At 44.3% G+C, this 14,575-nt stretch carries 14 protein-coding genes and 1 other annotated feature; all 14 genes read right to left on the minus strand.

Annotated elements, in window-relative coordinates; translation table 11 throughout:
• Positions 1-89: 89 nt before the first annotated feature.
• The 14 genes from rpoC to MKY34_RS02635 all read right to left on the minus strand — a co-directional run bounded on the left by rpoC (position 90) and on the right by MKY34_RS02635 (position 14,573).
• On the minus strand, positions 90-3,692 hold the full coding sequence (gene rpoC / locus MKY34_RS02570) for a DNA-directed RNA polymerase subunit beta' (protein ID WP_342513692.1): 3,603 nt from the start codon (positions 3,690-3,692) through the stop codon (positions 90-92).
• Between the two features lie 124 nt (positions 3,693-3,816).
• The gene (rpoB, locus tag MKY34_RS02575; RefSeq protein WP_342513693.1) at positions 3,817-7,359 is read right to left on the minus strand and encodes a DNA-directed RNA polymerase subunit beta; all 3,543 of its coding nucleotides are present in this window, start codon (positions 7,357-7,359) and stop codon (positions 3,817-3,819) included.
• 222 nt (positions 7,360-7,581) lie between these two features.
• The gene (locus MKY34_RS02580; protein ID WP_342513694.1) at positions 7,582-8,184 is read right to left on the minus strand and encodes a class I SAM-dependent methyltransferase; all 603 of its coding nucleotides are present in this window, start codon (positions 8,182-8,184) and stop codon (positions 7,582-7,584) included.
• 269 nt (positions 8,185-8,453) lie between these two features.
• Positions 8,454-8,819: a 50S ribosomal protein L7/L12 gene (gene rplL, locus MKY34_RS02585; protein WP_342513695.1), complete on the minus strand. Its 366-nt coding sequence runs from the start codon at positions 8,817-8,819 to the stop codon at positions 8,454-8,456.
• A 66-nt stretch (positions 8,820-8,885) separates the two neighbouring features.
• A complete protein-coding gene (gene rplJ / locus MKY34_RS02590) occupies positions 8,886-9,386 on the minus strand; it encodes a 50S ribosomal protein L10 (protein WP_342513696.1) in 501 nt (166 codons plus the stop codon).
• A 31-nt stretch (positions 9,387-9,417) separates the two neighbouring features.
• Positions 9,418-9,563 (minus strand) — a sequence feature (ribosomal protein L10 leader region).
• Between the two features lie 42 nt (positions 9,564-9,605).
• Positions 9,606-10,307, minus strand: coding sequence for a 50S ribosomal protein L1 (gene rplA, locus MKY34_RS02595; protein ID WP_342513697.1), 702 nt, complete (start codon positions 10,305-10,307; stop codon positions 9,606-9,608).
• A gap of 120 nt (positions 10,308-10,427) precedes the next feature.
• Positions 10,428-10,853, minus strand: a complete 426-nt coding sequence (gene rplK, locus MKY34_RS02600; RefSeq protein WP_342513698.1) for a 50S ribosomal protein L11 — start codon at positions 10,851-10,853, stop codon at positions 10,428-10,430.
• 168 nt (positions 10,854-11,021) lie between these two features.
• Entirely contained in the window at positions 11,022-11,555 is a 534-nt protein-coding gene (gene nusG, locus MKY34_RS02605; RefSeq protein ID WP_342515173.1) for a transcription termination/antitermination protein NusG, read from the minus strand.
• A gap of 138 nt (positions 11,556-11,693) precedes the next feature.
• Positions 11,694-11,879, minus strand: coding sequence for a preprotein translocase subunit SecE (secE, locus tag MKY34_RS02610; RefSeq protein ID WP_342513699.1), 186 nt, complete (start codon positions 11,877-11,879; stop codon positions 11,694-11,696).
• 53 nt (positions 11,880-11,932) lie between these two features.
• Entirely contained in the window at positions 11,933-12,082 is a 150-nt protein-coding gene (rpmG, locus tag MKY34_RS02615; protein ID WP_342513700.1) for a 50S ribosomal protein L33, read from the minus strand.
• An 81-nt stretch (positions 12,083-12,163) separates the two neighbouring features.
• Entirely contained in the window at positions 12,164-12,811 is a 648-nt protein-coding gene (gene sigH, locus MKY34_RS02620) for an RNA polymerase sporulation sigma factor SigH (protein ID WP_342513701.1), read from the minus strand.
• Between the two features lie 72 nt (positions 12,812-12,883).
• Complete coding sequence (locus MKY34_RS02625; protein ID WP_342513702.1) at positions 12,884-13,399, minus strand: NYN domain-containing protein; 516 nt, start codon at positions 13,397-13,399, stop codon at positions 12,884-12,886.
• On the minus strand, positions 13,396-14,154 hold the full coding sequence (rlmB, locus tag MKY34_RS02630; protein ID WP_342513703.1) for a 23S rRNA (guanosine(2251)-2'-O)-methyltransferase RlmB: 759 nt from the start codon (positions 14,152-14,154) through the stop codon (positions 13,396-13,398). The genes MKY34_RS02625 and rlmB overlap by 4 nt, the downstream gene beginning before the upstream one ends.
• The gene (locus MKY34_RS02635; RefSeq protein ID WP_342513704.1) at positions 14,151-14,573 is read right to left on the minus strand and encodes a Mini-ribonuclease 3; all 423 of its coding nucleotides are present in this window, start codon (positions 14,571-14,573) and stop codon (positions 14,151-14,153) included. Before MKY34_RS02635 ends, rlmB begins: the two co-directional genes overlap by 4 nt.
• Between the last annotated feature and the right edge of the window lie 2 nt (positions 14,574-14,575).

The raw sequence follows: 14,575 nt of genomic DNA on the forward strand, positions 1-14,575 counted from the left end.
TTTTGTATATTATCATCTGTCGAGAAAATTGTCAACAGATAAAAGGGAAATAGGGGGGAGAAATTCTCTTCCCCCATTTCAGATAAAACTTACTCTGCCAGTACTTTCTTAGCTGAGCCGTTTTCTCCTTCTTGTTCCATAACAATATGACGGTAACGTTGCATACCCGTTCCTGCCGGTACAAGTTTCCCGATAATAACGTTTTCCTTCAAGCCTAGTAGCTCATCTGTTTTCCCTTTGATGGCTGCATCTGTCAAGACACGAGTTGTTTCTTGGAAAGATGCTGCTGACAAGAAGGATTCAGTTTCAAGTGATGCCTTTGTAATACCGAGAATGACAGGTCGGCAAGTCGCTGGAACTTTTCCAGCTTGAAGCACTTCTGCATTCGCATCTGCAAATTGATGAATATCAAGCAGTGATCCCGGTAGTAGTTCCGTATCTCCCGCTTCAATGACACGCACTTTACGAAGCATTTGGCGAACCATTACTTCGACGTGCTTGTCACCGATTTCAACACCTTGCATACGGTAAACTTTTTGAACTTCTTTCAAGAGATATTCTTGAACCGTTGCGACGTCTTTTACGACAATCAGTTCTTTCGGGTCGATCGAACCTTCCGTAATGACTTCGCCTCGCTCAATCTTATCGCCAACCTCAACTTTCAGACGTGCATTATATGGCGCAAGGTATTTACGCGTTTCTACATCGCCTTGAATTGTAATTTCTTTTTGACCTTCACGGATTTCGTCAATCTCAATGATTTCACCTGTGATTTCCGAGATAACCGCTTGCCCTTTCGGATTCCGAGATTCGAAAATCTCTTGGATACGCGGAAGACCTTGTGTAATGTCATCCCCCGCAACTCCACCTGTATGGAACGTACGCATCGTAAGCTGTGTACCCGGCTCACCGATAGACTGCGCAGCGATAATTCCAACCGCTTCACCGACCTCGACGTTTTCACCTGTCGCCAAGTTAATGCCGTAACACTTCTTACAAACACCGTGCTTCGTATTACAAGTGAACGCTGATCGAATCGTAATTTTTTCGATACCTGCATCCATGATGGCGCGCGTCGCATCCGCTGTGATCAACGCATCTTTTTCAAGAATCAATGCGCCCGTTTCAGGATGGTAAATAGTTTTCTTCGTGTGACGACCTTCGATACGCTCATCGAGGCCTTCAATCAATTCTGTGCCTTCCATCAACGCACCGATTTCCAAACCGCGGTCTGTTCCACAGTCATCTTCTCGGACGATAACGTCTTGCGCAACGTCAACAAGTCGACGTGTTAAGTAACCTGAGTCAGCCGTCTTAAGTGCTGTATCCGCAAGTCCTTTACGAGCACCGTGCGTCGAGATAAAGTACTCGAGTACTGTTAACCCTTCACGGAAGGATGATTTGATCGGAAGTTCGATAATTCGTCCAGCCGGGTTGGCCATGAGTCCCCGCATACCTGCAAGTTGCGTAAAGTTCGATGCGTTACCCCGTGCGCCCGAGTCACTCATCATATAAATCGGGTTGGCATGGTCAAGTGAATCCATCAGTTTAGCTTGAATGATATCCTTCGCATTACTCCAATAAGAGATAACACGATCATATCGTTCTTCCTCCGTGATCAAACCACGACGGAACTGCTGCATGACTTTATCGACTTTGTCTTGCGCTTCTTGCAAGATATCATCTTTGTTCGGTAGTACAACGATATCCGAAATACCAATTGTAATTCCCGCACGTGTTGAATATTTAAATCCAAGGTTTTTCATACGGTCAAGCATGCGTGACGTTTCTGTAATATGGAAACGTTTGAAGATTTCCGCGATGATATTCCCAAGAATTTTCTTTTTAAACGGCTGTATAAGTTCCATATCCGCTAGGTATTGCTTCGGATCTACAGTACCTGCGATGAAATACTTATCTGGTGTTTCAACTTGCAAGTTGAAGTCCGTTGGTTCGTTAATATACGGGAATGACTCCGGTAAAATTTCGTTGAAAATAATTTTACCAATTGTCGTCAACAGCAATTTGCCATTCTGCTCTTCCGTAAATGTCGGGTTGTTCAGAGAACCTGCTTGAATCGCAATTCGCGAATGCAGATGAACATGACCGTTATGATAAGCAATCAATGCTTCATTCGCATCCCTGAATGTTGTCCCTTCACCTGATGCACCTACACGCTCCAAAGTAAGGTAGTAGTTTCCTAAAACCATATCCTGAGACGGTGTAACAACTGGCTTTCCATCTTTCGGGTTCAAAATGTTTTGTGCTGCTAACATTAGTAAACGTGCTTCCGCTTGCGCTTCCGCAGATAACGGAACGTGAACGGCCATCTGGTCACCATCGAAGTCAGCGTTATAAGCCGTACATACGAGTGGGTGAAGTGTGATTGCGCGCCCTTCTACGAGAATCGGTTCAAACGCTTGGATACCAAGACGGTGAAGAGTTGGGGCACGGTTCAGAAGGACCGGATGCTCCTTAATAACGTCTTCGAGAACGTCCCATACTTCAGAGTGAAGGCGTTCGATTTTACGTTTAGCACTCTTAATGTTGTGTGCAAGTCCTCGTTCAACGAGTTCTTTCATCACGAATGGTTTAAACAGTTCGATTGCCATTTCTTTCGGCAAACCACACTGATACATTTTTAAGTTAGGTCCTACAACGATAACCGAACGACCTGAATAGTCGACCCGTTTACCGAGTAAGTTTTGACGGAAACGACCTTGTTTCCCTTTCAACATATGAGAAAGAGATTTCAATGGACGGTTCCCTGGTCCCGTAACCGGGCGACCACGACGACCATTGTCAACAAGTGCATCAACAGCTTCTTGTAACATCCGCTTCTCATTTTGAACAATGATTCCCGGTGCACCAAGATCAAGAAGGCGTTTCAGACGGTTGTTCCGGTTAATAACCCTACGATACAAATCATTCAAGTCAGAAGTTGCAAAACGTCCACCGTCAAGTTGGACCATCGGGCGAAGTTCCGGTGGGATAACCGGTAACACTTCAAGAACCATCCATTCAGGTTTATTACCTGAATTACGGAACGATTCAACGACTTCAAGACGTCTAATCGCACGCGTACGGCGTTGTCCTTGGACTGTTTTCAATTCTTCTTTCAAGAACTCTGTTTCTTTATCCAAATCGATTGCCATTAGAAGGCGTTCGATTGCTTCAGCGCCCATAAGCGCTTGGAATTTAGAGCCGTATTTTTCACGATAGATACGGTATTCCTTTTCAGAAAGCAATTGCTTTCTTTCCAGTGGCGTATCTGCCGGATCAACGACGACATAGGATGCGAAATAAATGATTTCTTCCAAAGCACGCGGTGTCATATCTAAAATAAGTCCCATACGGCTTGGAATACCTTTGAAATACCAAATATGTGTAACCGGAGCTGCGAGTTCAATATGCCCCATGCGTTCACGACGTACTTTTTGACGCGTTACTTCTACTCCACAACGGTCACAGACGACGCCTTTATAGCGTACACGTTTGTATTTTCCGCAATGACATTCCCAATCTTTCGTAGGTCCGAAAATGCGTTCACAAAACAGCCCATCTTTCTCTGGCTTCAATGTACGGTAGTTAATTGTTTCTGGCTTCTTGACCTCACCATACGACCATGAACGAATCTTATCTGGTGAAGCGAGGCCGATTTTCATATACTCAAAATTGTTTACATCTATCAAGGAGCCTACCTCCCTTTAGTCTTATCGCTGCAATTGGCTTTTCCCAGCAAGCGCACGTTATGAAACAAGAAGGGGATGTGCGACTCCCCCTTCTGTCAAATCCACTAGCTCATTGGTTCATAAATTAGACTGTCTGATCTTCTTTTATAAGATTCAAAGCGTCTGTTGGTTGCATATCATCATCTTCGTCAAGATCACGCAACTCGATTTCTTCTAAATCGAGTGACAGCATCTTCACGTCCAAGCCCAAGCTCTGAAGTTCTTTAATAAGAACTTTGAATGATTCAGGAACACCTGGTTGTGGAACACTTTCACCTTTAACAATCGATTCGTACGTTTTCACACGTCCTACAACGTCATCCGACTTCACAGTCAGAATCTCTTGAAGTGTATAAGCGGCACCATATGCTTCAAGTGCCCACACTTCCATCTCCCCGAAGCGCTGACCACCGAATTGAGCTTTACCACCCAATGGTTGTTGCGTAACAAGTGAGTATGGTCCAGTAGAACGAGCGTGAAGCTTATCGTCAACCATGTGCGCCAGTTTGATCAAGTACATGACACCAACAGATACACGGTTGTCAAACGCTTCACCAGAACGGCCATCATACAGAATTGTTTTTCCGTCACGGTCCATTCCAGCCTCTTCCATCGTTTCCCAAACGTCCTCTTCGTTCGCTCCGTCAAATACAGGCGAAGCCATATGGACACCTATGCTACGTGATGCCATACCAAGGTGCATTTCGAGAACCTGTCCGATGTTCATACGTGATGGTACCCCAAGCGGGTTAAGCATGACATCGATTGGCGTACCGTCTGGTAAGTACGGCATATCTGATTCAGGTAAGATACGAGAAATTACCCCTTTGTTTCCGTGACGTCCGGCCATTTTATCCCCAACGGAAATTTTCCGTTTTTGGACGATATATGCACGGACTAACTGGTTAACGCCTGGTGGTAGCTCGTCGCCATCTTCACGGTTGAACACTTTAACGTCTAGTACAATTCCACCTGCACCATGCGGTACACGAAGAGATGTATCACGAACTTCACGTGCTTTTTCACCAAAGATTGCGTGTAGAAGTCGTTCTTCCGCAGTCAGTTCCGTTACACCTTTCGGAGTCACTTTCCCAACAAGAATATCGCCATCCCGCACTTCGGCTCCAACACGGATAATTCCGCGGTCATCCAAGTTGCGAAGAGCATCTTCACCTACGTTTGGAATATCTCGCGTAATTTCTTCCGGTCCAAGCTTCGTGTCTCTCGCTTCAGATTCGTATTCTTCGATATGCACCGAAGTAAATACATCGTCTTTTACGAGACGCTCACTCATGATAATGGCATCCTCATAGTTGAAGCCGTCCCATGTCATGAAGGCCGTCAGAACGTTACGCCCAAGCGCAAGCTCTCCTTGTTCCATCGAAGGTCCATCTGCCAAAATATCAAGTGGCTTCACGCGGTCGCCTACGCTGATAATTGGACGTTGGTTATAACATGTCCCTTGGTTTGAACGGATAAAGTTTTCAAGACGGTAAATCGTAAGATCACCTTTTACCTCTTTACCATCTACCGTTTCGATGCGGCGAACGCGGATTTCTTTCGCTTCAACATGCTCAACAATTCCATCGAATTTTGCTAGAACCGCGGCTCCAGAGTCACGTGCTGATACGTGCTCCATCCCCGTTCCAACAAAAGGTGCTTCCGGGTTCAGAAGTGGAACAGCTTGACGTTGCATGTTCGCTCCCATAAGCGCACGGTTCGAGTCATCATTTTCTAGGAATGGAATACAAGCAGTCGCAGCTGACACTACTTGTTTTGGCGATACATCCATGTAGTCGATTTGTTCACGTTTAAATACAGTATTATCCCCTTGGAAACGACCTACAATTTCGTCATTGACGAAAGAGCCATCTTCAGCAAGGATTGCATTTGCTTGCGCAACAACATAGTTATCTTCCACATCAGCCGTTAAGTAGTCGATCTGCGTTGTCACTTGACCTGTTACAGGGTCGACTTTTCGATACGGCGTTTCAATGAAACCAAACTTGTTCACTTTCGCAAATGTTGAAAGCGAGTTGATAAGTCCAATGTTCGGGCCCTCTGGCGTTTCAATTGGACACATACGACCGTAGTGAGAGTAGTGAACGTCACGTACTTCCATACCTGCACGTTCCCGTGTTAAACCACCGGGTCCGAGCGCAGATAGTCTACGTTTATGTGTCAATTCTGCTAGCGGGTTCGTCTGATCCATGAACTGCGACAATTGTGAGCTTCCGAAGAACTCTTTAATCGAAGCGATAACCGGGCGAATGTTAATCAGTTGCTGCGGTACGATCGATTGTGTGTCGTTAATAGACATACGTTCTTTTACCACGCGTTCCATACGGGAAAGTCCGATACGGAATTGGTTTTGAAGAAGTTCCCCGACAGAACGGAGACGACGATTCCCGAGATGGTCAATATCGTCCGTATTTCCAACACCATGAAGAAGGTTGAAGAAATAGCTGATTGATGCAACGATGTCTGCAGGCGTTACATGCTTAACAGATTCATCGACATAAGCGTTAGAAATCACGTTGATGACTTGTTTTTCTTCACTTTTTGGAGAGTATATCTTAATGGATTGAATCGTGATGTTTTCATCGAGTACTCCGCTTGAATGCGAAATCTCCTCAAAACCGATTCCATTTTCCAAGTGTGGAAGCAAACGATCCAATGTACGACGGTCAATAAGCTGATCTTTCTCCAGCAAAATCTCCCCTGTTTCAGGATCGACTAGCGTTTCAGCCACAGTTTGGTTGAACAAGCGGTTTTGTGCATGAAGTTTCTTATTCATCTTATAGCGCCCAACATTCGCTAGGTCATACCTTTTTGCGTCGAAGAAACGAGAGAACAAAAGGTTCTTCGCACTATCTAGCGTTGGTGGCTCACCTGGGCGAAGTCGTTCGTAAATTTCAAGCAAAGCTTTTTCCGAGCTTTCCGTATTATCTTTTTCAAGCGTATTACGTAAGTACTCGTTATCACCTATCAAATCAATGATTTCTTGGTCAGATGAAAAGCCTAGTGCACGAAGTAGTACTGTAACCGGTAATTTCCGTGTGCGGTCAATTCGGACATGAACAACGTCTTTCGCGTCAGTTTCATACTCAAGCCATGCACCACGGTTCGGAATAACCGTTGCACCGAAACCACGCTTTCCGTTTTTGTCAGTCTTATCATTGAAGTAAACACTCGGTGAACGGACTAACTGAGAAACGATTACTCGCTCCGCTCCGTTAATAACAAACGTACCGTTTTCAGTCATCAACGGGAAATCGCCCATGAAGACATCTTGTTCTTTTACTTCTTCAGTTTCCTTGTTGTGCAAGCGCACTTTCACACGAAGTGGTGCAGCAAATGTTACGTCACGTTCTTTCGATTCATCCACCGGATACTTAGGTTCTCCAAGTTGATAATCGATGAATTCCAGCGCTAGGTTTCCTGTAAAGTCTTGAATCGGGGAGATATCACGGAACATTTCCCGTAACCCTTCTTCTAAAAACCACTCATAAGATGCCGTCTGGATTTCAATTAGATTCGGCAAATCGAGCACTTCGCTGATCCGCGCGAAACTTCTACGCTGACGGTGTTGACCATACTTAACTAAATGACCTGTCAACTCTTTCACCCCTCATAAAACAATAATAGTTCTTTGCGAAATCATAAAAATGGTGTATGATATCGAAAAAAACAAAAAGAAAACGAGTTCCGGCAAGAGCTCATTTTCGGTTTGACAAACTTGTATACATTATCAGTATCCCTTTTATGACTACTTTTCATGCAAAAGGGCATACGACCGCATTATAATAATTTATGCATTTTACAACATTATCACAACTATTCTTCACCGTCAAGACTTTTGGGCTTTCAAAATGAAATAACCTTTTTTCTTAACCACCGTTTCCACGTTTCCGAAAAGCTCCGTCAATCGATCCATCGTCGAAGGCGCCCCCTGCTTCTTCTGGATAACTACCCACAACTCGCCACCCACTCGCAACTTTGCAAATGCACCTGCATAAAAATTAAAGACCGTCTCTTTTCCTGCACGGATTGGCGGGTTTGTTAAAATCGCAGCAAACCCCTCTGCTTCTACAGCCGATAACGCATCGCTTGGATAGATCACCACATTCGCGATGTCATTCTGTTTTGCATTATGCGCCGCAAGAGCAAGCGCCCGTTCATTCACATCCACCATATGGACGTTCCGTTCGGGAAAAGATGCGCCGATCGATAGACCAATCGGACCATAGCCACAACCGACGTCAAGAATCGCCCCTTCCGGCTCAGGTGCTACAAAAGATTCTGCCAAGAGCCGCGAACCGAAGTCCACTTCTCCTTTACTGAATACACCAGCATCCGTCTTAAAACGTAGCGTTTTACCACGCAACACCGTCAACCAGTCTTTCGGGTCACTTTTCACAGTAGGATTTTTCGAATAGTAATGGTCAGACATTTATGTCCACCCTCCAGTTCATTTATACCTCAGCGTATTTACATCTAGATTTCAAATCGAATTCGAGGCCTATAGGATAAAAGTCACAAAGTCGCTACGAACTTAGACAACCTCCCTTCCTTTGCCCCCCCTTCAAAACCCACGACATCCGCCGAACAGCACAAGAAAGTCGTATCAACTCCACCTCCATCAAACAGCAAGATGAATGAAGATAAAAAAACGAAGAAAAGCCCGTCCGAATTCGGCAGGCTTTTCTTCATTATTCAAAATTACTTAAGTTCGATTGCTGCGCCAACTTCTTCAAGTTTCGCTTTCATCTCTTCTGCTTCTTCTTTAGATACGCCTTCTTTGATTGCTTTTGGAGCGTTATCAACTACTTCTTTCGCTTCTTTCAAGCCTAGGCCAGTGATTTCACGAACAGCTTTGATAACTTTGATTTTTTGATCTCCAGCAGATGCAAGAATTACGTCGAATTCTGTTTGCTCAGCAGCAGCGTCTCCGCCACCAGCTCCACCCATCATTGCAACTGGAGCTGCAGCTGTTACGCCGAACTCTTCTTCGATTGCTTTTACAAGGTCGTTTAGTTCAAGAACTGTCATTTCTTTGATTGCTTCAAGGATTTGTGCGTTAGTCATTATATTTTCCTCCTAATAGTTGTTTTGTCGAGCCTTAGCTCGCAAGTTGTATTTCAGGCTGCTTGATTAAGCGCCTTGTTCTTCTTTTTGCTCTGCAACAGCTTTTGTTGCAAGTGCGAAGTTGCGCATTGGCGCTTGAAGTACGCTGAGTAGCATAGAAAGTAGACCGTCGCGTGATGGAAGTTCCGCCAACGCTTTAACGTCTGCTTCTGTTGCAATTGCACCTTCAATGATACCTGCTTTGATTTCAAGTTTGTCGTTTGCTTTTGCAAAATCGTTAAGGATTTTTGCAGGAGCAACAACGTCCTCAGTTGAAAACGCGATTGCGTTTGGTCCTGTAAGGTATTCGTTCAACCCTTCAAGTCCTGCAGCTTCGGCAGCACGGCGTGACATTGAGTTTTTGTAAACTTTAAAGTCAATACCTGCATCACGAAGCTGTTTACGAAGTTCCGTAACTTGGCTAACAGTTAGACCACGGTAGTCAACTACAACTACGGAAGCTGATGCTTTCAACTTATCCGCAATTTCACCAACTACTGCTTGTTTAGCTTCTAATACTTTGCTCATCTGGACACCTCCTAAAAATTTGGGGTCACTTATACCGATATGAAAAGCCCTCACATCTACATAGTGTAGACACGAGGGCAGAAAAGTCGTCATCTTAAAAAAAGAGCGTCTTGTCCTCGGTAGGAATTTTAAGTGGCATGCCACTCCTACTGTCTACGGTACAAATGGTTATATTCACAACAGAAGTCATCTTACCAGAAGACTAACGATGTGTCAATATTAGTTTTTGATTACTACGCTTGAAGGATCAATTTTCACAGCAGGACCCATTGTAGTCGTTAAGTTAACAGACTTCATGTATGTGCCTTTTGCTGCTGCAGGTTTCGCTTTTTGAATTACGTCAAACACAGTCGCTAAGTTTTCTTCCAATTTTTCGTTATCGAAAGAAACTTTACCGATTGGTGCGTGGATGATTCCCGCTTTGTCTGCACGGTATTCAACTTTACCTGCTTTGATTTCTTCGATTGCTTTTGTTACGTCAAACGTAACTGTGCCTGTTTTCGGGTTCGGCATAAGTCCTTTTGGCCCAAGAACACGACCAATTTTACCTACTTCACCCATCATGTCAGGTGTCGCAACGATAACGTCGAAATCGAACCAACCTTGTTGGATTTTAGTAATATATTCCGCGTCCCCTGCAAAGTCTGCACCTGCAGCTTCTGCTTCTTTAAGTTTTTCGCCTTTAGCGAAAACAAGAACACGTTGAGTTTTACCAGTTCCGTTTGGAAGCACAACTGCTCCACGGATTTGCTGATCGTTTTTACGAGTGTCAATTCCTAGACGGAATGCTACTTCAACTGTTGCGTCGAAGTTTACTGTGCTCGTTTTTTTAGCGAGTTCAATCGCTTCTTTTACGTCGTATGCCGCCATGCGATCTACAAGCTTCGCAGCTTCTACGAACTTTTTACCTCTTTTAGCCATTTAAAATTTCCTCCTCGTTTGTGGTTTTAACGGATTGAACCTCCCACGAATAAGGGTTGCGTGTCCTAAAGAACAAGCGCAACCCCCACTACAAAGAAACACCGCTTTACAAGATTGGAATCAGTCTTCGATCGTGATTCCCATACTGCGTGCAGTACCTTCAACCATTGCCATCGCTGCTTCAACTGATGCTGCGTTTAGGTCTGGCATTTTTTGTTCTGCGATTTCGCGAACTTTATCACGTTTCACAGTAGCAACCTTCTTTTTATTCGGTTCACCTGAACCTTTTTGAAGATTGGCTGCAACCTTCAGCAATACTGCTGCCGGTGGAGTTTTTGTAATAAATGTGAATGAACGGTCCTCGAATACAGAAATTTCAACAGGAATAATAAGACCTGCTTGATCTGCTGTACGCGCATTGAATTCTTTACAGAATCCCATGATGTTCACACCTGCTTGACCTAGCGCTGGTCCAACTGGTGGAGCCGGGTTCGCTTTTCCAGCAGGAATTTGCAATTTAACAACTTTGATAACTTTTTTAGCCACGAGACACACCTCCTTAAGTCCGTGATGTGGTAATAGGGTCGCCCCTCCCACTCAATATGTGCCTGCCAGCATACGCTGGTAGTATGTTTAATTTGCCCAGACTGACAGTTTACAGTCTGACCTTTGAAATGATACCACTATTTTGCAAAGTTTGCAAGTGCAAACGGACTACAATTTTTCAACTTGTTCAAAGTCAAGTTCCATTTTTGTTTCTCTGCCAAACATATCAACGGTCACTTTTACTTTGCCTTTGTCTTCGTCGATTTCTTCCACTTTACCTTCAAAGTGTGCAAACGGCCCTTCAAGTACTTGTACAATTTCGCCAACTTCATAGGCAACTTCACCTTTGCGTTCTGCAACACCCATTTGTTTAAGGATGAACTCTACTTCTTCCGGTAGCAATGGCGTCGGCTTAGCACCTCCACCTGATGAGCCGATAAAACCTGTTACGCCTGGCGTATTTCGTACAACGTACCACGAATCGTCCGTCATAATAATTTCTACAAGAACGTATCCAGGGAACGTCTTTTTCATCATTGTGCGCTTCTTACCATCTTTGAAATCCGTTTCCTCTTCTTCAGGAATAACAACTCGGAAAATTTTGTCTTGCATACCCATTGTTTCAACACGTTTTTCCAGATTGGCTTTCACCTTATTTTCATAACCAGAATACGTGTGCACTACATACCAATTCTTTTCCATATCCATAATAACAAGGACTTTGCGTCCGTCCCTCCTTCTCCATACAAAAATAAGTGACCAGCGTCTAGACAATTGAAAAAAACCCGTTCATACTGTCAGACGGGATATTTTTCAAGGGGATTATTCATGCTACTTAAATTATAACGCAAGATACCATTTCATTACCCGTGAAATGCCAAAATCAACAAGTCCGAAGTAAATCGCCATAAAGACAACTGTTGAAAGAACGACGATTGTATAGCGCGTCAATTCTTTACGCTTCGGCCAACTGACCTTTCTCATTTCCGAGACTACGTCTTTGAAAAAACCCGTTAACTTGCTCATTAGACTGTAAACCTCCGAATAAAATATATAATGCTTAGCATAGACAAGTCGTCTTACGCTGTCTGTTTATGCATTGTATGTCCATTGCAATGACTGCAAAATTTCTTCAACGACAAACGTTCTGTTGGCTTACTCTTGCTTGCCGGTACGGAGTAATTCCGCGATCCGCATGTATCACAACTTAAACTAATTTTTTTAGACATTTTTCTCACCCTATACGACTCATAGTCTTGCTAAAGAGTACCATCTAACATCTACGCTGTCAATACGATGGAAACAGATGATTAGCGCACTGCATCCACTTGCATATAGCGCTCAAGTTTGCGTTTTATCCGCTGAAGCGCATTGTCCACAGACTTCACTTGTCTGTTTAGCTCGTCCGAAATCTCTTGATAAGACTGCCCCTCCAAGTAAAGCGCTAACACTTGTTTTTCCAATCCACTCAATACTTTATTCATCTCGTCTTCCATTTGGATAAAATCTTCCTTATGAATCATGAAATCCTCAGGATCATCCAGAAGCGGCCCTGCAATCACATCGAGAAGTGTACGATCAGATTCTTCATCAAAAACAGGCTTATCTAACGAAACGGATGTGTTCAGCGGAATGTGCTTTTGCCTTGTAGCGGTCTTAATAGCTGTAATGATTTGCCTTGTAATGCACAGTTCCGCAAATGCTTTGAATGAACTTAACCGATCTTCTTTAAAATCACGAATCGCCTTGTAAAGACCAATCATACCTTCTTGGATGATATCCTCTCGATCTCCACCCATTAAAAAATATGAGCGCGCTTTCAATCTAACGAACGATTGATACTTCGTAATTAAAAAATCAAGCGCATCCGTATTCCCTGCGTGAATAGTCGTTATGATTTCCTCATCGGAAAGTCCTGTGAAATCTAATAAGCCGCCACCAACATATGTCTTTTCCACCAACTGGATCACCCCGGTTCGTTATCGCTATTTTAACAAGTATACAGTATGGAAAATTTTTGCGTCAACCGTTCATTTCATTCCACGTCGCCACTTTTCAAATATTTCCGCAACTTCATCCGACAACGGAATTTTCGAAAATGGGCGCCGTTCCTGAATCCCCTTCACTTTTGCCGTGATCATTTTATCGATTTCATCCATTTCAATTTCGAGTTCTCGCGCCGATTTCCGGAGCGCACCTTGTGCAAAAACAACCCATTGTTCTGTAAAATCTGAGGTTGCTACATGAAGTTGCACACGGCGACCGCTCAATTCGGAAACCAATTTTTCAATACGCTCGTCCGCCGTTTCGTTTTCCCGCGTAAAAACGACCTCGACATCAAACTGCCGCATTTTCGTTTCAATTCCCGGCGTCAAATACGCATCGAACACTATAATGACACGCCATCCTGTATGCGCTTTGTACTCCGCCATTCGCTCTATTAGACGATTACGTGCATCGGCAAGTCGCTCTTGTTTCATCTGGCGCAATTCCTCCCATGCACCGATGACATTATAGCCGTCGACGAGGAGTATGTCTGTTTTCATCTGCCTGTATGAAGCGGTTGGCGCTTGCGCAACACTTCATACATTAACAGGGAGGCTGCGACTGAAGCGTTGAGCGATGTCACATGCCCAACCATCGGTAGATGATAGAGGAAATCGCATTTTTCTTTTAAAATCCGCGACATGCCTTTCCCTTCGCTTCCGATAATAACAGCGAGCGGTAAAGTGGCATCCATCTGTCTATAATCCGCCGATTTTGCAGCGTCCGTACCCGCGATCCAGACACCACGTTTTTTCAATTCCTCCACCGTCTGCGACAAATTATTCACCCGCACAACAGGGACATGTTCAATCGCTCCCGTCGATGCTTTTGCAACAACGCCGGTAAGCCCTACAGAGCGGCGCTTCGGAATAATAATACCATGTACCCCCGTTGCATCAGCCGTCCGTAAGATAGACCCTAAATTATGAGGATCTTCAAGTTCATCGAGAATCACGAACAAAGGATCTTCTCCACGTTTCGCCGCCACGCTAAAGAGATCTTCCAACTCCGCATACTTATAAGCCGCAACTGATGCAATAATGCCTTGATGATTCACATCCAGCATGCCATCTAGCTTTTGTTTCGGCACAGCTTGTACAATCACGCCTGCTTCTTTTGCAAGCGCTAGTATTTCACCGATACTTTTCTTGTTTAACCCTTCCGCAATCCAGATTTTATTCAACTCTCTACCTGAACGCAGTGCTTCAACGATAGGATTTTTCCCACCAATCAATTCAGCTTCTTGTTCTGTCATTGTGTCCCCTCCTCTTTCGGTTTTTCGATAAATGCGATTGATTCACTAATTAGTTCCGCCACTCTCTCTGTCCTACCAAGCAAATGTAAAAACCCGATTACCGCTTCGAACGCTGAACTGTAATTGTACGTCACGACATCGGTGTTTTTAGGCACTGACCCCGACTTCGCATTGCGTCCACGCCTCATAACCGCCTGCTCTTCCTCTGTTAAAAAATCTGATTCCTGCATCATTTTCACAACCGCCGCTTGCGACTTCGCAGAAACATAACGCGTCGCCTCTCGATGCAAAATATTCGGTTTGACACGACCTGAACGCAGGAGATGCTCTCGCACCGCCTGCTCATATACCGCATCTCCCATATACGCCAACGCCAATGCATTCAGTTGTTTCACATCTACGTCACGCAAGCTATACATTT

This window comes from Sporosarcina sp. FSL K6-1522 (assembly GCF_038622445.1).
Lineage (GTDB): Bacteria > Bacillota > Bacilli > Bacillales_A > Planococcaceae > Sporosarcina.